Origin of the sequence: Streptococcus toyakuensis (genome assembly GCF_024346585.1) — a bacterium.
In the GTDB taxonomy this organism is placed as follows: Bacteria; Bacillota; Bacilli; order Lactobacillales; family Streptococcaceae; genus Streptococcus; species Streptococcus toyakuensis.
This window is the reverse complement of sequence record NZ_AP024523.1, coordinates 1538978-1560484: the sequence shown is the minus strand read 5'-3', so window position 1 is coordinate 1560484 and position 21507 is coordinate 1538978. Positions and strand designations below refer to the sequence as shown.

Below are 21507 nucleotides of genomic sequence, written 5' to 3'. Positions count from 1 at the left end.
TAATAGGTAGCAAAAGAGGTGAAGAAATGAATCAAACAGTAGAATATATCAAAGAACTGACAGCTATTGCGTCTCCAACAGGTTTCACTCGGGACATTGCGGACTATTTAGTCAAAACTTTAGAAGGTTTTGGTTACCAGCCGGTTCGCACAGCTAAGGGCGGTGTCAATGTGACCATTAAAGGTCAAAATGATGGAGAGCATCGCTATGTGACTGCCCATGTGGATACGCTGGGGGCCATTGTCCGTGCTGTCAAACCAGATGGCCGTCTCAAACTGGATCGTATCGGTGGTTTTCCTTGGAATATGATTGAAGGTGAAAACTGTACAGTGCATGTGGCTAGCACAGGTGAAAAAGTATCAGGAACCATCCTCATCCACCAAACTTCTTGCCATGTCTACAAGGATGCAGGAACTGCAGAACGCACGCAGGACAATATGGAAGTGCGTTTGGACGCAAAAGTGACCAATGAAAAAGAAACTCGTGCCTTGGGGATTGAGGTCGGTGATTTTATTAGCTTTGACCCACGAACTGTCGTGACAGAGACAGGTTTTATCAAGTCTCGTCATTTGGATGACAAGGTCAGCGCAGCGATTTTGCTTAATTTGCTTCGTGTTTATAAGGAAGAGAAGATTGAATTGCCCGTAACAACCCATTTTGCTTTTTCAGTTTTTGAAGAAGTTGGGCATGGAGCTAACTCTAATATCCCTGCTCAGGTAGTCGAATATCTGGCTGTGGATATGGGAGCAATGGGAGATGACCAGCAAACAGACGAATATACAGTGTCTATCTGTGTCAAGGATGCTTCTGGACCTTATCACTATGACTTCCGTCAACATTTGGTGGCTTTGGCGAAAGAGCAAGATATTCCATTTAAGTTGGATATCTATCCATTTTATGGATCGGACGCTTCAGCGGCCATGTCAGCAGGTGCAGAGGTCAAGCATGCCCTCCTTGGTGCGGGAATCGAGTCCAGTCACTCTTATGAGCGCACCCACATTGATTCAGTAGTGGCGACTGAGCGTATGGTTGACGCCTATCTCAAGAGCGAGGAGGTATCATAGAATGTGCTTAATCTGTCAGAGAATCGAACTCATCAAAGCTGGAGAAAATCCCTACTTTGTCAAAGAACTAGAAACAGGATATGTAGTTATTGGAGACCACCAATACTTCAAGGGCTATACCTTATTTTTAGCAAAGGAGCATGTCACAGAACTCCACCATATGGAGACTTCTGTAAAACTTCATTTTCTAGAGGAAATGAGTTTAGTCCAAGAAGCTGTTGCCAAAACGTTTAAAGCTGAAAAGATGAACATTGAACTTCTAGGAAATGGCGATGCCCACGCTCATTGGCATCTTTTTCCGCGAAGAGCAGGTGATATGAAGGGGCACGGACTTAATGGCCGTGGCCCAGTCTGGTGGGTGCCCTGGGAAGAAATGGCAGCAGAAGATTGCCAAGTACAATCGCCAGAGCTGGAAGAGATGATTAAAATCTTATCTCATGAATTAGAGAAGCATTTGGCCTAAGAGAGAGGAAGAAAGAAATGAAAAAAAGATATGTCATTTTATCTGGTTTACTAGCATTGACTCTTGCAGCTTGTTCGCAAGAAAAAACGAAACTTGAAGAAAATACTCAAAAGACGGAGCAAAGCAGTCAACCGGAAGGAACTGTAGGCAGCAAATCTCAAGCTTCTAGTCAGAAAAAGGCAGAAGTTAGCAATAAAGGAAACTATTATAGTATCCAAGGAAAATACGATGAAATCATCGTAGCAAATAAACACTATCCATTGTCGAAAGACTACAATCCAGGGGAAAATCCAACAGCCAAAGCAGAGTTGCTCAAACTCATCAAAGCTATGCAAGAGGCAGGTTTCCCAATCAGTGACCATTACAGTGGTTTTAGAAGTTATGAAACTCAGACAAAGCTCTACCAAGATTATGTCAACCAAGATGGGAAGGCAGCTGCTGACCGTTACTCTGCTCGTCCCGGTTACAGTGAACACCAAACTGGCTTGGCCTTTGATGTTATTGGGACTGATGGTGATTTAGTAACAGAAGAAAAAGCGGCTCAATGGCTCTTGGACCATGCGGCTGATTATGGCTTTGTTGTCCGTTATCTCAAAGGTAAGGAAAAAGAAACCGGTTATATGGCTGAAGAATGGCACCTTCGTTATGTCGGAAAAGAAGCAAAAGAAATTGCAGAGAGTGGTCTCAGTTTGGAAGAATACTACGGCTTTGAAGGCGGAGATTACGTCGATTAAAAAAATAAAATTTTCTCTTGCAATTCTAGATAAATAGTGTATAATAGATGGGTATGTGTAAAGCATACTTGTGGGAGGTAAAAATCTTTAATTACCGCCAAAACCACAAAGGAGGATTTAAAAATGGCTAAAAAAGTCGAAAAACTTGTAAAATTGCAAATCCCTGCTGGTAAAGCTACACCAGCTCCACCGGTTGGACCTGCTCTTGGTCAAGCTGGTATCAACATTATGGGATTCACAAAAGAGTTCAACGCTCGTACAGCTGACCAAGCTGGCATGATCATTCCAGTTGTTATCTCAGTTTACGAAGATAAATCATTTACTTTCGTTACGAAAACACCACCAGCTGCTGTTCTTTTGAAAAAAGCTGCAGGTGTTGAAAAAGGATCAGGTACACCTAACAAAACTAAAGTTGCTACAGTTACTCGTGCACAAGTACAAGAAATTGCAGAAACTAAGATGCCAGATTTGAACGCAGCAAACGTAGAGTCTGCAATGCGTATGATCGAAGGTACTGCTCGTTCTATGGGATTCACTGTTGTTGACTAATCAATAACATAGTAAAAAATCTCACAGCAGTCTATTAGTTGCTTTTCATACTAGGCAAGTGACTGATGCTTGTACTTGGGTACAGCAAGGGAACTTAAGGCCCTAGGAAAAGAAAAATAATAGACTGAAAACCCGCAAGACTTCATCATTTCGAGAAGTGACGTGGGAGATGAAAATCGATTGAACCACTTACAAGGAGAATAGAAAATGGCTAAAAAAAGCAAACAACTTCGTGCTGCTCTTGAGAAAATCGACAGCACAAAAGCATACAGCGTAGAAGAAGCTGTAGCACTTGCAAAAGAAACTAACTTTGCAAAATTTGACGCAACTGTAGAAGTTGCTTACAACTTGAACATCGACGTTAAAAAAGCTGACCAACAAATCCGTGGAGCAATGGTATTGCCAAACGGTACTGGTAAAACTTCACGCGTTCTTGTTTTCGCACGTGGTGCAAAAGCTGAAGAAGCAAAAGCTGCTGGTGCAGACTTTGTTGGTGAAGATGACCTTGTTGCTAAAATCAACGACGGTTGGTTGGACTTCGACGTAGTTATCGCTACACCTGACATGATGGCTCTTGTTGGACGTCTTGGACGTGTCCTTGGACCACGTAACTTGATGCCAAACCCTAAAACTGGTACTGTAACAATGGATGTTGCTAAAGCAGTTGAAGAGTCTAAAGGTGGTAAAATCACTTACCGTGCTGACCGTGCAGGTAACGTTCAAGCTATCATCGGTAAAGTATCATTTGAAGCTGAAAAATTGGTTGAAAACTTCAAAGCTTTCAACGAAACAATCCAAAAAGCAAAACCAGCTACAGCTAAAGGAACTTACGTAACAAACTTGACTATCACAACTACTCAAGGTGTTGGTATCAAAGTTGACGTAAACTCACTTTAATCAGTAGTTTCTATCAGAGAACGAGTACGAAAGTGCTCGTTTTTTTGTATTTCGTTTTATTTCATTATCTAACCTTCTTGGAAAATATTAAAAGATGGTAGGAGGATTTGGATTCATCTTTTTAAAGTTAAGCAATAAAAGGAAAATATATAAAAATGAGATAAAGAAATCGTTTTAAAAGGGTATTTATAAATAAATATACAAAAACGCTGATGAAACACGGAGGAAATTTAATTGTAAAAAGAGATTGGTGAATATTCAGAAAATAGAAACAAAAGTGACAATTTTAAAAATTATTAACTGTATGGAATGCTGATAAATCAAGTAAAATGTTAACTTAAATTTCACTTGGAAAATTGTTATTTTTTTTAAATTTATAAATCAAATATCTTGTGTAATGAGATAAGATGTGATATTATTTATATACATGTTAATTGTGAATTATATAAAATTTTCTCTCAATTATGTAAAAGTTGTTGAGGGATTTTTTGGGAAATTTTTAACTAACATGATGAAAATAAAAGGAGGTTGTTAGTCTCGATGAAAGGCAAGCAACAACAAGATTTTAGAGTAGAAAAATACATCCGTTATGGGATTCGTAAATATAGCTTTGGAGCAGCATCCGTAGCGATTGCGGCTGGTTTGATGTTCCTTGGAAATGGAGCAGTATCTGCCTCAGAAACAGCAGTTAATGGGAATGGTTCTGATGTAGCTGTAGTATCAGCTAATACTGAAGATAATCAGGATAAAGTTGTAACTCCTGTAGTAGACAATAAGGAAGTTAAAGAAGAAGCTAAACCTGAAGTAGCGACTCCTGCAGTGACTCCTAAAGTAGAAGAGTCTAAAAAGGAAGAAGCGCAGAAAACTGAAGAAGTTACAAAAGAAGAAGCTGCTCCTAAACTAGACAAGTCTCAACTTGAATCTTATGTTAATGAAGTAGCTGGGAAACTTGCTGCTGGTAAATACGCAAACAAGACAGACGAAAGTTTGGCTCTTTTGAATGCTGACTTGGAAGCAGCTAAAACAGCTCTTTCAAATGCTACAAGCCAAGATGAATTGAAGGCTGCCTACAACAAACTTGTTACAACTGTTAACTCAAAATTAAAAAATAAACCAGTAGAAAAGAAAGAAACACTAGCAGTAGATACTACCAATGGTAAAGAAACTGTCGGAAAGAAAGCGGAAAATACAGAGAAAAAATCTGAATCAAACGCTATCGAAAACACAGGTTCAAAAGATGAGCGTAACGGTAAAGAACTAGTAGAAGGTTCAAACCTACGTTCAGCTAATGAAGGGTATACACTAGCATCTACCGAACTTAGAAAAGAAAACGGTGAGTTTGCAACAGCTACTGGTAAAACGTATAAAGAATTAGATAGCAATGCTGCATATAGAATTTATGTAAAAGGATTCCAATCAGAAAACACAGAAGAAGTTGCTAAAAACAACCCACAACCTGGTACTGGAGCACGTACTGACCTTCCGTTATCAAAAACAGAAGCACAAAAACTTGGACGTGAAGCAGCGATGTGGAATAATAAGCTTCGTGCAAGTGGTCAAAATAATAATACTAACCCATATGGATCAGGTGGAGCTTAGGAATATCTAGCAACAGAAATTTATGGATACACATATGAACAAGGTAACCACTATGTTTATCTAAAAGATGTAACAAAACGTTTCGAGTTAAACGATGCGGCAAAAGCAGCAGGCTATACTATCAAGAAAGTCACTCCAATGAACTTGCCGCCAGGTTTAGGCTATAACGCAAATTCGGATACTGTAGAAGGTTATATCGGAGCCAATATCCAGAATGGGGTGTACGACTTCCGTTATGAATTAACTGTAGCAAAAGGTGATACTGAGCAAAAAGTGTACTTCCGTGACCTACAAGCTGGTTGGATTGGATGGCAAGATAGCTCTGCACCACGTATTCAAGGAACATCAAAATTAGTAACAATAGGTGATCAAGTAAATCATAACATTGAATATGTAGATAATGATGGAATTAGTCGTGATGAAAGAGCTGGTTATGTATACACAAGTGGTGGAGACAAAGTTGTTGCTGGTTCAAAAACTGCCCCTAAACAAGAGAAAGGCGCAACCTTTACTGCAGTTGATGGATCTAGAGTAAGAACTCAGAACTCACCGCGTACAATCACAGCGCATACAAGCTTAAACGGTAATTATACAGGAAGTGAAACTTCGATAAATGATGTTGTACCAGGATTAAATTATAATCCAACAACTGGAGATATTACTGGAACAGCAAATGAAGCTGGTATTTTCACAGCAACTGCTTATGCCAAAGATTATAATAATACAACCAATGCAACAAATACGGATTGGAATATGTATGGTCAAGAAGCTCATGAAAATATTACAATTGCAGTAGCCCCTAAGATTACTGTTAAGAATGTTGAAGCTTATGCTACAAATGTACCTGTGACAATTTCAAAAGGTGCTAACAAAGCGGAAATTACAATGCCAGATGGAACAGTTACAAAACTTGTAGTTAAAGATGGCAACTGGACAGTAGCTGCAGGTACTACTAATACAGCTGTACAAGAAGGTGCGATATTAGGAGTAGCATCTACAACAGAAGATTCAACTCTTAACTTAACTGTAACACCAGAATCTACAAAATACGTTGGTGTTGATAGTATTGCAGCAAAAGCTACTACAGATAAAGTACGTGCAAATTTACAGCGTGAAGTTGTTAAAGTAAAAGATAAAGATGATAAAGAATATACAGCTACTTTCAATAGTGCAACAGGTAAATACGATCTTCCAAATGAAGATGCATATGTACTAAAAAAGAATGTAGATGGAACTACAACATTAACAGAACGTCGTGTCTATACAGATGCAAAAGCAGATGGTAGTGTGGATTACATCGTTTACGAATTTACTCGTACATGGACTACAACTTCAAATGTAGCTACTTTAATAGAAAAAGTTGCAGAAATCCGCAAAAACGGAGAAGTAAAAGCGGTCAGTGATGTAAAGCGTACAGTTACTACTTCACCAAAAGCTCAGACAGCTGATACAACAGGTGTTACTGTAACTGTGAATTATGATTCAGTAACAGATAAATGGACTGCTTCTGATGGTTCGGCTGTTACTGCAGAAAAATCAAATGCAGGATGGAATATTTCTACAGATTCTGGATTTAAAGGGTATATTGCATACCGTGAAGCAACTTCTACAGATGTAGCATCAATTCAAAATGCTAAACCAACAGGGACTTCAGCAAGTTATTCAGAAGCAAAAGGTACATCAGTAGACTTAATTAAATCTACTAAAGCAAACGTAGCATTTACTGATGCTATCGATGATAAAACATCAGCAACAGATTCTGATACTATCAAAACAAAAGTAACAGTAACTGCACCAGATGGAAGTGAAAAGGAATTTAATACAGCGCAAACTGAAGAAGCTGCTTACATTCAGGCTCAACGTACTGCTGCTGAAAAAACAAAAGCAGCAGCAACAGCTATCAAAGAACAACAAGATTCACAAAACGAATTAGCTCGTCTTCAAGAACTATTGGATCGTGCTTCAAGATTAGCGGATGATGCTCAAAAAGCATTAGATAATTTAAAACTACGCTCTATTTCTCCGACGGCTCAAGAATTAGCAGAGAGAAGACTTGCGCATGCTAAAGAGTTTAAAGCATCTGTAGAAACACAATTAGAAACAGCTAAAGTAAACCTTTCAGCAAAAAATACTGAAGTAGAGTCAACACGTACTGCAGCTTTAGAAGCTGAAAAAACAGTAGAAATAGCACGTGCAGCCCTTAAAACAGCTGCAGAAGCAAACTTAGCTAAAGCTAACGCTTATGTATTATCTCAAAAAGGACGCTACAAAGTAACAGTAAGTGCAGTAGATTCAAACGGTGTTGTAACAACTCCAACAGTAGATGGAACAGATGCAGGTGCAGTAACAGAAGACGCAGTAGCAGAAACAACTTACTACATCGTAGTAACAGATCCAGAGAAATCATCAGGAGCTCAAGGTCAAAAACAAACTGACTCAATGGAAGATAATTTCAATGATGGAAAAGAAGGAACTACAGTATCAGATTACAAACTAGTAAATCCAAACACAGGAGCTAAAGTTGAATCTGTAACAACTGATCAAGGAACTTACACTGTAGATCCAACGACAGGTGAAGTATCATTTACACCAGTTGAAGGATTTGTTGGAACAGCTACACCGATGAAAGTTTCGGCGAATGTAACATTCAACGATGAATCAGGAACTCCAGTAACAGTAGCGGTAGAAAATGCATATACACCAACTGTATACGGAATTGCACCATCTTCAGATGAGACTACAGGAAAACAAGGACAACATCAAACCTTTAAATTAGGAAAAGATCGTTTCTCTGGATTAAATACAACAACAAATACTCCAGATGGAACAAATGTTGACTGGGCAACAGCTGTATATTCATTAGAAGGAGCTAATACTGAAGGTAAAGTGGTAGTTGATGGAGAAGGAACATATTCAATCAATCCAACAACAGGTGTAGTAACATTTGAACCACTTTTAACATTTAAAGGAAAAGCTAAAGGTGTTAATGTACAAGTATCAGTAACAGCAACTGACTCAGAAGGAAATCAAGTTCCAGTTACATCAAAAGGGAAATACACTCCAGAGGTAACACCAGTTACACCAACAGGAGAAGACGTAACTTCAACTGGTAAACAAGGTCAAGAACAAACAGGAACACCTAAGTTTACACAAGGTGATGAAACAGCACCGATTACAATCAACGAAAAACAACCAGCTAAATTCGTAGTAAATGGACAACCAGTAGAGTCGACAGAAATTTCAGCAACAAAAGATGGAAAAGAAGTTGGTAAATACGTAATCGATCCATTAACAGGTGTTGTAACATTTAAACCAAATAAAGACTTCATAGGAACACCAGATCCAGCAACTGTTGAAGTTAAAGATAAGAATGGAACACCAGCAACAGCAACTTACACCCCAACAGTGACTCCAGTAGTTCCAACAGCAGAACCAAAAGAAACAACTGGAAAACAAGGTCAACCACAAACTCAAGAAACAGAGTCAATGTTCAAACAAGGTGACGAAGTAGCACCAATTGATAAGACAACTGTTAAATTGGTAGACCCAAGTGGTAATGAAGTAACCACAATGCCAGCTCTTAAAGATGGTAAAGAAGTTGGAACCTACACAATTGATCCAACAACAGGAGTAATCACATTCCAACCAAACAAAGACTTCACAGGCACACCAGATCCAGCTAAGGTTGTAGCGAAGGATACTAACGGAACTAAGGTAGAAACAACTTACACCCCAACAGTAACCCCAGTAGTACCAACAGCAGAACCAAAAGAAACAACTGGAAAACAAGGTCAACCACAAACTCAAGAAACAGAGTCAATGTTCAAACAAGGTGATGAAGTAGCACCAATTGATAAGACAACTGTTAAATTGGTAGACCCAAGTGGTAACGAAGTAACCACAATGCCAGCGATGAAAGATGGTAAAGAAGTTGGAACCTACACAATTGATCCAGCAACAGGAGTGATTACATTCCAACCAAACAAAGACTTCGTAGGAACACCAGACCCAGCCAAAGTTGTTGCTAAAGATACTAACGGAACAAAAGTAGAAACAACTTATACACCAACAGTAACTCCAGTAACCCCAACTGCAGACCCAGCTGAAACAACAGATATCCAAGGTAAAGAACAAAACGGCAAACCAACATTTACACCAGGTAACCCAGACGTACCAATGGATGACGAAGTACCAGCAACCTTCGAAGATGGATCAACAACTAAGACAATTCCAGGCGAAGGAACATACACAGTAGCACCAGACGGCACAGTAACGTTCACACCTGAGAAGACATTCACGGGAGTAGGTACAGGCGTAAAAGTTAAACGTGTAGATAAGAATGGTACCCCAGTAACAGCTAAATACACCCCAACAGTAACTCCAGTAACTCCAGAAGGAACACCAGCTGAAACAACAGACATCCAAGGTAAAGAACAAAACGGCAAACCAACATTTACACCAGGTAACCCAGACGTACCAATGGATGACGAAGTACCAGCAATCTTCGAAGATGGATCAACAACTAAGACAATTCCAGGCGAAGGTACATACACAGTAGCACCAGATGGAACAGTAACGTTCACACCTGAGAAAACATTCACAGGTAAAGGAACAGGAGTAACAGTTAAACGTGTAGATAAGAATGGTACTCCAGTAACAGCTAAATATACACCAAACGTGACTCCAGTAACCCCAACTGCAGACCCAGCTGAAACAACAGATATCCAAGGTAAAGAACAAAACGGCAAACCAACATTTACACCAGGTAACCCAGACGTACCAATGGATGATGAAGTACCAGCAACCTTCGAAGATGGATCAACAACTAAGACAATTCCAGGAGAAGGAACTTACACAGTGGCACCAGATGGCACAGTAACATTTACACCTGAGAAAACATTCACAGGAGTAGGAACAGGAGTAACAGTTAAACGTGTAGATAAGAACGGTACCCCAGTAACGGCTAAATACACCCCAACAGTAACTCCGGTAACACCAGTTGGAACACCTGCAGAATCTGAAGGTCCTAAAGGCCAACAACAAACTGGAACACCAGTCTTCACCCCAGGAAACCCTAATGTACCAATCGATGAAGATGTACCACCAACATTCGAAGATGGAACAACTACAAAAGTTGTACCAGGAGAAGGAACTTACACTATCGACAAAGATGGTAAAGTAACATTCACTCCAGAAAAAGACTTCGTAGGAAAAGCTAAAGGTGTGACAGTTAAACGTGTAGATAAGAACGGTACACCAGTTACTGCTACATATACACCAACAGTTCGTCCTGATACTAAATTTGTAGTAGTAGGAAAAGATGGTAAAGAAGTTGAGCTGGTTCCATCTAAAGATGGAACCAGCTGAAGTAATTCCAGGATACAAAGTTGTTAAAACTGAAGTAGACGAAAAAGGAAATACAAAACACATCTATGAAAAAGTTACAACAACTTATAAAGATAAAGATGGCAATGTAATTCCAGGAACAACTACTGAAGAAGGTACAACTCCTAAGAAAGATATTCCAGGTTACCGCTTCGTAGAAACTAAGACTCTTCCAAACGGAGACACAGAACACATCTATGAAAAGGTTAAGACTTCATTTAAGGATAAAGACGGTAATGAAATTCCAGGTTATCCAACAGAAGATGGTGAACAACCTAAGAAAGATATCCCAGGATACCGCTTCGTAGAAACTAAGAAACTTCCAAACGGCGATATAGAACACGTTTATGAGAAAGTTTCAACACCACTTATTCCTCAACCAAATCCAGGTAAACAAATTACAACAACTTGGACTGATGAGAATGGAAATCCATTGAAACCAACGGAACCAGGTTCTAAAGAACCAGGAACAATTCCAGGTTACGAATATGTGAAGACTGTGACAGATCCAAATGGAAATATCAGACATATCTTCAAGAAAGTTGAGATGCCAACTCCAGTTGAACCAAGTCAACCAGTTCAGCCAGTTTCTCCACAAGAGCCAACAAGCCCTGAGAAACCAGTAACTCCAGACATGCCAGCAGTACCTGAGCAACCAAAACAACCAGCAACACCTAAATATGTTGAAGGTCAAAAAGAGTTGCCAAATACTGGTACAGAAGACAATGCTAGCCTTGCGGCACTTGGACTTCTCGGAGTATTGAGCGGATTTGGTCTTGTAGCTCGCAAGAAGAAGGAAGACTAAGCTTTCAAATTGATATGATTTGTTAAGAGTGGACAAACTATCCGGAAAACTGATGAATCGAATGATTCATCAGTTTTTTTTGCTAACTAGAAAAATAACTGAAAAATTTCAGAGAAAGCTAAGGCATTTTTTTATTGAAATTTTTTTGATAAGTTAAAAACCGAATAATGAAATATTTGGATGAATCAGCATCTTTAGTAGATCAAAATAGAAAGATTAAAAATGGTAATATAAATGTGGCAACAAGCTCTATAAAACCAGTTTATCCACTCATATAAATTATAAAAATACGATAATTTTAATTAAAATTTAAATAGGTTATTTTTGGAAATAACATCCAAAAAACCATGGTTTTAAAACACGAATTATCTTATTTAAATAACGGTATAAAATTTGTAAAAATCAATTGTAAAGATTGAAAAATATAAAATAAAAACCGAAAGTTTTATAGAAGTTTGATATTTCAAAACAAAAGCACTTGCAAAATGTTTTAAAATATGATATTATAATTATGCATGTTAATTGTGGATAATAAAAATTCCTCTTTTGAGTTTTTGAAGGAGGAATTTTTATTTTTTGATTGACTAACTAAAATGATAAAAATTTCCAATTTTTTCTGAAAATGGATTTGCTAATATTCGACAAAAAATGGTAAAAATTGCTTTTAATATTACTAAAAAGAGGACGAATACTTAAAAATAAAATATATTTATTATTATAAAAAATAAAAATAAGTTTGAAAACTAAAATTTATTTATTATAGTGTAAATTTTTAATTGAATTACTTGCTTACAATATAGAAGTGTGATATCATTAAATTGTATCTGAAGTACGAATTTTCGGCTCTATAATATTTGTAGTGGGTAAATCCCCTATAAATATTATGGAGCCTATTTTTGTGTAGAAAAAAAGTCCCATATGACCTATAATGAAAAGCGACGAAACAACTCATTAGAAAGAATCATATGGAACCATTACATTTTATCATAAAACTGCTCGATATCAAAGACCCTAATGTCCAAATTATGGATGTTGTTAATAGAGATACCCACAAGGAAATCATCGCTAAACTGGATTATGAGGCCCCATCTTGTCCTGAATGTGGAAGTCAAATGAAGAAATATGACTTCCAAAAACCATCGAAAATTCCTTACCTTGAAACAACTGGTATGCCTACCAGAATCCTCCTTAAAAAGCGTCGTTTCAAGTGCTATCATTGCTCTAAAATGATGGTCTCACAGACCTCTCTCGTCGAGAAAAATCACCAAATTCCTCGTATTATCAACCAAAAAATTGCGCAAAAATTGATTGAAAAAACTTCTATGACCGATATCGCTCATCAACTGGCTATTTCAACTTCAACTGTCATTCGCAAGCTTAATGACTTCCGTTTTAAGCATGATTTTTCTCGTCTTCCAGAGATTATGTCTTGGGACGAGTATGCCTTTACAAAGGGAAAAATGAGTTTCATTGCACAAGACTTTGATAATCTCAACATTATCACCGTTCTTGAAGGTAGAACACAAGCTATCATCCGAAATCACTTTCTGCGCTACGAGCGAGCTGTTCGTTGTCAGGTGAAAATCATTACGATGGATATGTTTAGTCCTTATTATGCCTTGGCTAAACAGCTTTTTCCATGTGCTAAAATCGTTCTAGATCGATTTCACATTGTACAACACTTAAGCCGTGCTATGAGTCGTGTTCGTGTCCAAATCATGAATCAATTTGAGCGAAAATCCCATGAATACAAGGACATCAAGCGCTACTGGAAGCTCATCCAGCAGGATAGTCGTAAACTCAGTGATAAACGTTTTTATCGCCCTACTTTTCGTATGCACTTAACGAATAAAGAGATTCTAGACAAGCTTTTGAGCTATTCAGAAGAGTTGAAACACCACTATCATCTCTATCAACTCTTACTTTTTCACTTTCAGAACAAGGAGCCAGACAGATTCTTCGGACTTATTGAGGACAATCTTAGGCAGGTTCATCCTCTTTTTCAGACTGTCTTTAAAACCTTCCTAAAGGACAAAGAAAAGATTGTCAACGCCCTTCAACTACCCTACTCCAACGCCAAATTAGAAGCGACTAATAATCTCATCAAACTTATCAAACGAAATGCCTTCGGTTTTCGGAACTTTGAAAACTTCAAAAAACGGATTTTTATCGCTCTCAATATCAAAAAAGAAAGGACGAATTTTGTCCTTTCTTTTTTTGAGTATAACAGCCATGTCGTTCATCTGAGATGTAAGTACTCCGTGGTTACCATCTACTAGTGAACCTATATGAGTAAACTACGTGAGCAATTGATACTCTTCAAAAATCAAATTCAAACTACGTCATCGTCGGCTTGTCGTACTCAAGTACTGCCTGCGCCTAGCTTTCTAGTTTGCTCTTTGATTTTTATTGAGTATGAATTCGAACTAGAGAGGTAATAATAAATTTATGATATAGTCATGGTGGCTTGTATGCTTTTGATTCTAGTTCATCAAATAATAGATTAGAATTATTAGATAATATTATTTTATGTTATAATGAAGAAAAAACAGAGGTGTTCAAATGTCAGAAGCAGGTCATAAGTTTTTAGCAAAATTGGGGAAAAAACGCTTACGTCCAGGTGGAAAACGTGCCACAGATTGGTTAATTGCAGAAGGAGGATTTTCAAAAGAAAAGAGAATACTAGAAGTTGCGTGTAATAGGGGAACTACAGCAATTGAGTTGGCACAGCGTTTTGGTTGTAAGATAACTGCTGTTGATATGGATGCTCAAGCTTTAGAAGTGGCTAAAAAATCTGCTGAAACGGCAGGTGTTGGTCATTTGATCAGTTTTGAAAGAGCTAATGCAATGAAACTTCCTTATGAAGATGCTAGTTTTGATATTGTTATAAATGAAGCTATGCTGACTATGCAAGCCGATCAAGCTAAGAAAAAATGTGTAATGGAGTATCTAAGGGTTTTAAAACCTGAAGGTCTTCTTTTGACACATGATGTACTTCTTAAGGAAGCTAAAGAGTCTGTCAGACAGGAATTGTCACAAGCAATTAATGTAAATGTAGGTCCTTTAACTCAAGATGGTTGGGAAGATGTGATGATAGAATCAGGTTATCGTGATGTGAAAGTATTGACTGGTGAAATGACATTAATGAAATTATCAGGTATGATTTATGACGAAGGTTGGCTAGGAACTTTGAAAATTTGTGTAAATGCTTGTAAAAAGGAGAATAGAAAGCAGTTTTTAACTATGTATAAAATGTTCGCTAAGAATAAAAAGAACTTGGGCTTTATTGCTATGGCTAGTTATAAATCGTCAAATCGTTAGATAATCATTGAAGTTAACTTTTCCTTTTTTCTTTCTTAAAAAATATGCTATAATAGAGAGTAAAAACTTTGAAAGAAAGAAAAAGATGAATTTAAAAGATTACATTGCAACAATTGAAAATTATCCAAAGGAAGGAATTACCTTCCGTGATATCAGTCCTTTGATGGCTGATGGAAATGCTTATAGCTACGCTGTTCGTGAAATCGTTCAATATGCTACTGACAAGAAAATCGATATGATCGTAGGGCCTGAAGCTCGTGGTTTTATCGTGGGCTGTCCAGTTGCTTTTGAGTTGGGAATTGGTTTTGCGCCTGTTCGTAAGCCAGGGAAATTGCCACGTGAAGTCATTTCTGCTGACTATGAAAAAGAGTACGGAGTTGATACCTTGACTATGCATGCTGACGCCATTAAGCCAGGTCAACGTGTTCTTATCGTAGATGACCTCTTGGCAACAGGTGGAACTGTTAAGGCAACCATCGAGATGATTGAAAAACTTGGTGGTGTTGTAGCAGGTTGTGCCTTCCTTGTTGAATTGGATGAATTGAACGGCCGTGAAAAAATCGGTGACTACGATTACAAAGTTCTGATGCATTATTAATCAAAAACAGTCCCTAGGGCTGTTTTCTCTACATTAGGATATAAAAATAGACTATAGCTAGTTAGAGAAAAACTATAATTGAAAACTATATCTTCTTGCAGTATAATAAAAGGACTAGGTGTTTGAGATTTAGTTTCATACTCAATGAAAATCAAAGAGCAAACTAGGAAACTAGCCGCAGGTTGCTCAAAACACTGTTTTGAGGTTGCAGATAGAACTGACGAAGTCAGCTCAAAGTACAGCTTTGAGGTTGCAGATAGAACTGACGAAGTCAGTATCCTACACATACGGCAAGGCAACGTTAACGCGGTTTGAAGAGATTTTCGAAGAGTTTCAAACATATGCAATGATTCCTGAAAGAATACAGTTAGGAGAAGGTTATGCCGATTCGAATTGATAAAAAATTACCAGCTGTTGAGATTTTACGGACAGAGAATATCTTTGTCATGGATGATCAACGTGCAGCCCACCAAGATATCCGTCCCTTGAAGATTTTGATTTTAAACCTAATGCCCAAAAAAGTGGTCACAGAGACCCAGTTGTTACGGCATTTAGCAAATACTCCTTTGCAATTGGACATAGACTTTCTCTATATGGAGAGCCACCGTTCCAAGACGACTCGTGCAGAGCGCATGGAGACCTTTTATAAAACTTTTCCTGAAGTCAAGGACGAGTATTTTGATGGGATGATTATCACAGGGGCTCCGATTGAGCATTTACCATTTGAGGAAGTGGACTATTGGGAGGAATTCAGTCAGGTGCTTGAGTGGTCCAAGACCCATGTCTATTCGACCCTTCATATCTGTTGGGGTGCTCAGGCTGGTCTTTATCTGCGCTATGGAGTGGAAAAATACCAGATGGACAGTAAGCTATCAGGTATTTATCCTCAAGACACCCTAAAAGAGGGTCACCTTCTTTTTAGAGGCTTTGATGATAGCTACGTTTCCCCTCATTCACGGCACACGGAGATTTCTAAGGAAGAGGTCTTAAACAAAACTAATCTCGAGATTTTATCAGAGGGTCCTCAGGTTGGGGTTTCGATTTTGGCCAGTCGGGATTTACGAGAAATTTATAGTTTTGGGCATTTGGAATATGACCGTGATACCTTGGCAAATGAATATTTCCGAGATCGTGATGCAGGTTTGGATCCTCATATTCCAGAAAATTACTTTAAGGATGATGATGTCAACCAGACACCTTGTCTTTGTTGGTCTTCATCAGCAGCCCTCTTTTTCAGTAACTGGGTGAATTATGCGGTCTATCAGGAAACCCCTTTTGACTGGAGAAAAATAGAAGATGATGCATCCGCATTTGGGTATTTATAAGAGGAATTATGACATATTTAGACGCTTTTAAATCAGGGAACTTGGTTTTACCGAGTGCCCTGCTCTTGCATTTTAAGGAACTCTTTCCGTCTAGCGATGATTTTCTGGTCTGGCAATTTTTCTATTTGCAAAATACGACAGGCTTAGAAGAAATGTCGCCAAGCCAGATTGCTGAAAGGATTGGCAAGGAAATTTCGGATGTCAATCAGGCCATTTCCAATCTGACGGAAAGGGGACTGCTTCAGTATCGAACCATCGAATTGAATGGTGAAATTGAATTGCTTTTTGATGCTAGTTTGGCTTTGGAACGTTTGGATGACTTGCTTGGAGTTGCTCATTCAAGTTCAGACCAGTTGACACCTCAAAATCAGCTCAAGGATTTGGTGGAAACCTTTCAGCAGGAGTTGGGGCGCTTATTGACCCCTTTTGAGATTGAGGATTTGACCAAGACTCTTAAGGAAGATGGAACCAGTGCTGACTTGATTAAGGAAGCTCTTCGTGAAGCTGTTTTGAATGGAAAATCAAACTGGAAGTACATTCAGGCGATTTTGAGAAATTGGCGCCATGAAGGCATTAAAAGTGTGGCTCAAATAGAGGCCAAGCGGGCAGAGAGAGAAGCAAGCAACTCTCAGTTGACACAGGTATCGGCAGATTTCAGAAATGCCATGGATCTCTGGAAGGATTAATCCATGTAAGCAGGCTTGAAATCCGAGTAAGATTTGCAAGCTGTGTCTAATTGTGATAAAATAAATAGAAAATAAATTGAAAAAAGAGGTATGTGAAATGTCACGTAAACCATTTATCGCTGGTAACTGGAAAATGAACAAAAATCCAGAAGAAGCTAAAGCATTCGTTGAAGCAGTTGCATCAAAACTTCCTTCATCAGATCTTGTTGAAGCAGGTATCGCAGCTCCAGCTCTTGATTTGACAACTGTTCTTGCTGCTGCAAAAGGTTCAAACCTTAAAGTTGCTGCTCAAAACTGCTACTTTGAAAATGCAGGTGCTTTCACTGGTGAAACTAGCCCACAAGTTTTGAAAGAAATCGGTACTGACTATGTTGTTATCGGTCACTCAGAACGCCGTGACTACTTCCATGAAACTGACGAAGATATCAACAAAAAAGCAAAAGCAATCTTTGCAAACGGTATGCTTCCAATCATCTGTTGTGGTGAGTCACTTGAAACTTACGAAGCTGGTAAAGCTGCTGAATTTGTAGGTGCTCAAGTATCTGCTGCATTGGCTGGTTTGACAGCTGAACAAGTTGCTGTATCAGTTATCGCTTACGAGCCAATCTGGGCTATCGGTACTGGTAAATCAGCTTCACAAGACGATGCACAAAAAATGTGTAAAGTTGTTCGTGACGTTGTAGCTGCTGACTTTGGTCAAGAAGTTGCGGACAAAGTTCGTGTTCAATACGGTGGTTCTGTTAAACCTGAAAACGTTGCTTCATACATGGCTTGCCCAGACGTTGACGGTGCCCTTGTAGGTGGTGCGTCACTTGAAGCAGAAAGCTTCTTGGCTTTGCTTGACTTCGTAAAATAATTAGTAAGTAGCAAAAGCTAGGTGGAACAGCATTCAGATGTCTGTTCCATTTTTTATAAGGGAGGAAAGATTGAAAACAAGGATTGGAAAAATTGGATTAGCAAGTGCCTTTTTGCTTGGATTGATAGTTAATCAGGTGGCTGCAAATGAAGCTGAAGCGAAAGCATCTTCGGAAGAAAGCAGTGTTCAAGCTTCTTCTAGTAAGGTAGAAGAAAAGAAATCAGAAACGACTACAAGTCAAAAAGAAGAAGAGAAAAAGGTTGAGACTTCTTCTAGTCAGCGTCCAGAGAAAAAGGAAGAAGTAAAAGAGACGCGAGCTAGTAGTCAGAAAGAAGAAAGTAAGCCAAATTCAACATCAGCACATTGGGAAGGTGACTTCTATGTAAAAGCAGATGGTTCAAAAGCTAAGAGTGAATGGATTTTCGATACTAGCTACAATAGTTGGTTCTATATAAAAGCAGATGGTCGTTATGCTCAAAAAGAATGGCATGGAAACTATTACCTCAAAGCGGGTGGTTACATGGCTAAAAATGAATGGGTTTACGATAACAATTATAAGAGCTGGTTCTACCTCAAGGCAGATGGTTCTTATGCAGAACAAGAATGGCAGAAAATCAATGGCAAATGGTACTATTTCAAGAAGTGGGGCTATATGGCTAAAAGTCAGTGGCAAGGAAATTATTTCTTGAATGGTCAAGGTGCCATGATGCAAAACGAATGGCTTTATGATAATCATTATAAGAGTTGGTTCTATCTTAAGGCAGATGGTTCTTATGCTAATGAACAGTGGCAAAAGATTGATGGAAAGTGGTATTATTTTAAGAAGTGGGGTTACATGGCTCAAGATGAGTGGCATGGAAACTACTATCTTACTGAAAGTGGTGTCATGGCAACAGGTGAGTTAATTATGGACGATACTCGTTATACTTTTGCCGATTCAGGGGAACTGAAAGAAAAGAAAGCCTTGAATGTTGGCTGGGTTCACCGAAATGGCAAACGTTATTTCTTTAATCATCGTGAAGAACAAGTTGGGACTGATCAAGTTAAAAAGGTCATTGATGTCAGTGAGCACAATGGTCGTATCAGTGACTGGAAAAAAGTCATCGATGATAATGGAGTAGATGGTGTTATTGTTCGTTTGGGCTATAGTGGAACTGAGGACAAGGAATTGGCTTATAATATTCAAGAATTTAATCGACTAGGTATTCCTTATGGTGTCTATCTGTATACCTATGCAGAAAATGAAACAGATGCTGAGAATGATGCTAAACAGACTATTGAACTCTTGAAGAAATACAAGATGAACCTGTCTTATCCAATTTACTATGATGTTGAAAACTGGGAATATGAAAATAAATCTAAGAAAACTCCATCAGATACAGACACTTGGGTTAAAATCATCAATAAGTATATGGAAACCATGAAAAAAGCAGGTTATCAAAATGTGAATGTTTATAGCTACCGTCAACTTTTGCAAACTCGTTTGAATCATCCTGATATTTTGCAACATGTTAACTGGGTAGCAGCCTATACGGATGCGCTTGATTGGAACAATCCTCATTATTCAGGAGAAAAAGGATGGCAATATACTTCATCTGACTCTCTTAAAGGGATTCGAGGACGTGTGGATGTTAGCGTCTGGTATTAAGATGTAAAACTGAGAAAAGAGTGTACATTTGCATCCTCTTTTTTCTTTATTTTATCGCAGTTAAGGGAGTTTGAAAGGGACTGTGTTTTATTCTAAAAAATTCTTAAATTATCAGTCTATTGCAACTTTTCTCATGTGAGTCATTTGGCTTGCTATTGGTTTTCCTTAGTAGTATACTAAGGTAGTAAACATTGAGAAGTGGTTACAAATAATAATGAATGAGGTAAAATAAAATGGTAGAATTGAAAAAAGAAGCAGTAAAAGACGTAACATCATTGACAAAATCAGCGCCAGTGGCATTGGCAAAAACAAAGGAAGTATTGAATCAAGCTGTTGCTGATTTGTACGTAGCTCACGTTGCTTTGCACCAAGTACACTGGTATATGCGTGGTCGTGGTTTCCTTGTATGGCATCCAAAAATGGATGAGTACATGGATGCTCTTGATGGTCAATTAGATGAAATCAGCGAACGCTTGATTACACTTGGTGGAAGCCCATTCTCTACATTGACAGAATTCCTTCAAAACAGTGAAATCGAAGAAGAAGCTGGTGAATACCGTAATGTTGAAGAAAGCTTGGAACGTGTCCTTGCTATCTACCGTTACTTGTCAGAACTCTTCCAAAAAGGTTTGGATGTCACTGATGAAGAGGGTGATGATGTGACAAACGGTATCTTTTCAGATGCTAAGACTGAAACGGATAAAACAATCTGGATGCTTGCAGCAGAATTGGGACAAGCACCTGGTTTATAAGAAACAATAGCAACATATATAAATCTGTAAGAAATTTCTTGCAGATTTTTTTCTATCTTGTAAGCTATCCCAAACCAGTCTTTTTTTGAGTTTTTTGATAAAATAGTACTATCAGTGAAAAGGATGGAAGCATGACTAAGAAAATCGTAGCTATTTGGGCCCAGGATGAAGAGGGTGTGATTGGTAAGGACAATCGCCTGCCTTGGCATTTGCCAGCAGAACTGCAACACTTCAAAGAAACAACTCTGAATCATGCTATCTTGATGGGGCGTGTGACCTTTGATGGAATGGGGCGTCGCTTGCTTCCCAAACGGGAGACCTTGATTTTGACTCGTAACCCAGAAGAAAAGATAGACGGGGTTGCTACTTTTTATGATGTTCAGTCTGTCTTGGACTGGTATCAGGCTCAAGATAAGAATCTTTATATTTTAGGTGGAAAGCAAATTTTTCAAGCTTTTGAACCCTACCTTGACGAAGTGATTGTGACTCACATTCATGCTCGGGTGGAAGGAGATACCTATTTCCCTGAAGAATTTGACTTGTCTCTTTTTGAGACAGTTTCAAGCAAATTCTATAGCAAAGATGAGAAAAATCCTTATGATTTTACCATCCAATACCGCAAGAGAAAGGAAGTCTAATGGAACGTAGTATATTTGGTTTTTTCACAGCCATGCTGTGTTTGGTCTGCTTGCTTGCAGGGGCACAGGCTTTTCGTAAAAAGCGCTATGGACTTTCTGTCCTGCTCTGGTTAAATGCATTTACCAATTTGGTCAATAGTATCCATGCTTTTTACATGACCTTATTTTAGATAGAATGACAGTATAG

Annotated in this window: 16 protein-coding genes and 2 pseudogenes; all 18 read left to right on the top strand. The window is 38.4% G+C overall.

Annotation, left to right across the window (positions count from 1 at the left end):
• Positions 1 to 26 precede the first annotated feature (26 nt).
• The 18 genes and pseudogenes from STYK_RS07925 to STYK_RS07845 all read left to right on the top strand — a co-directional run bounded on the left by STYK_RS07925 (position 27) and on the right by STYK_RS07845 (position 21490).
• Positions 27 to 1064, top strand: a complete 1038-nt coding sequence (locus STYK_RS07925; RefSeq protein ID WP_261804841.1) for a M42 family metallopeptidase — start codon at positions 27 to 29, stop codon at positions 1062 to 1064.
• Between the two features lies 1 nt (position 1065).
• Positions 1066 to 1527: an HIT family protein gene (locus tag STYK_RS07920; protein ID WP_045612117.1), complete on the top strand. Its 462-nt coding sequence runs from the start codon at positions 1066 to 1068 to the stop codon at positions 1525 to 1527.
• Positions 1528 to 1544: 17 nt separating this feature from the next.
• Positions 1545 to 2261, top strand: coding sequence for an LD-carboxypeptidase LdcB/DacB (gene ldcB, locus STYK_RS07915; RefSeq protein ID WP_261804840.1), 717 nt, complete (start codon positions 1545 to 1547; stop codon positions 2259 to 2261).
• Positions 2262 to 2384: 123 nt separating this feature from the next.
• Positions 2385 to 2810, top strand: a complete 426-nt coding sequence (gene rplK, locus STYK_RS07910; RefSeq protein ID WP_001085809.1) for a 50S ribosomal protein L11 — start codon at positions 2385 to 2387, stop codon at positions 2808 to 2810.
• Between the two features lie 207 nt (positions 2811 to 3017).
• Complete coding sequence (gene rplA / locus STYK_RS07905) at positions 3018 to 3707, top strand: 50S ribosomal protein L1 (protein ID WP_001085675.1); 690 nt, start codon at positions 3018 to 3020, stop codon at positions 3705 to 3707.
• 540 nt (positions 3708 to 4247) lie between these two features.
• Complete coding sequence (locus STYK_RS10305; RefSeq protein ID WP_405053809.1) at positions 4248 to 5306, top strand: YSIRK-type signal peptide-containing protein; 1059 nt, start codon at positions 4248 to 4250, stop codon at positions 5304 to 5306.
• 138 nt (positions 5307 to 5444) lie between these two features.
• Positions 5445 to 11496 (top strand): annotated as a pseudogene (locus STYK_RS07900) (LPXTG cell wall anchor domain-containing protein).
• A 965-nt stretch (positions 11497 to 12461) separates the two neighbouring features.
• A pseudogene (locus tag STYK_RS07895) lies at positions 12462 to 13709 on the top strand (ISL3 family transposase); the annotation flags it as partial.
• A gap of 349 nt (positions 13710 to 14058) precedes the next feature.
• Positions 14059 to 14817 (top strand): class I SAM-dependent methyltransferase, encoded by a 759-nt coding sequence (locus tag STYK_RS07890; RefSeq protein WP_238096607.1) that lies wholly within the window; start codon positions 14059 to 14061, stop codon positions 14815 to 14817.
• An 85-nt stretch (positions 14818 to 14902) separates the two neighbouring features.
• Positions 14903 to 15415, top strand: coding sequence for an adenine phosphoribosyltransferase (locus STYK_RS07885; RefSeq protein ID WP_001049318.1), 513 nt, complete (start codon positions 14903 to 14905; stop codon positions 15413 to 15415).
• Between the two features lie 144 nt (positions 15416 to 15559).
• Positions 15560 to 15730, top strand: coding sequence for a hypothetical protein (locus STYK_RS07880; protein WP_261804839.1), 171 nt, complete (start codon positions 15560 to 15562; stop codon positions 15728 to 15730).
• Between the two features lie 65 nt (positions 15731 to 15795).
• Positions 15796 to 16740, top strand: a complete 945-nt coding sequence (metA, locus tag STYK_RS07875) for a homoserine O-acetyltransferase MetA (RefSeq protein ID WP_261804838.1) — start codon at positions 15796 to 15798, stop codon at positions 16738 to 16740.
• 8 nt (positions 16741 to 16748) lie between these two features.
• Entirely contained in the window at positions 16749 to 17426 is a 678-nt protein-coding gene (locus STYK_RS07870) for a DnaD domain-containing protein (protein ID WP_024056951.1), read from the top strand.
• A 97-nt stretch (positions 17427 to 17523) separates the two neighbouring features.
• Positions 17524 to 18282: a triose-phosphate isomerase gene (gene tpiA / locus STYK_RS07865; RefSeq protein ID WP_004269852.1), complete on the top strand. Its 759-nt coding sequence runs from the start codon at positions 17524 to 17526 to the stop codon at positions 18280 to 18282.
• A gap of 37 nt (positions 18283 to 18319) precedes the next feature.
• Positions 18320 to 19930 carry a choline binding-anchored murein hydrolase LytC gene (lytC, locus tag STYK_RS07860; RefSeq protein ID WP_261804837.1) on the top strand — a complete coding sequence of 537 codons (1611 nt, stop codon included), beginning with the start codon at positions 18320 to 18322 and terminating at the stop codon, positions 19928 to 19930.
• Between the two features lie 233 nt (positions 19931 to 20163).
• Complete coding sequence (locus STYK_RS07855; protein ID WP_261804836.1) at positions 20164 to 20682, top strand: Dps family protein; 519 nt, start codon at positions 20164 to 20166, stop codon at positions 20680 to 20682.
• Between the two features lie 131 nt (positions 20683 to 20813).
• Positions 20814 to 21320 (top strand): dihydrofolate reductase, encoded by a 507-nt coding sequence (locus STYK_RS07850; RefSeq protein ID WP_000162453.1) that lies wholly within the window; start codon positions 20814 to 20816, stop codon positions 21318 to 21320.
• Positions 21320 to 21490, top strand: coding sequence for a hypothetical protein (locus STYK_RS07845; protein WP_000442260.1), 171 nt, complete (start codon positions 21320 to 21322; stop codon positions 21488 to 21490). The genes STYK_RS07850 and STYK_RS07845 overlap by 1 nt, the downstream gene beginning before the upstream one ends.
• Positions 21491 to 21507: the final 17 nt, after the last annotated feature.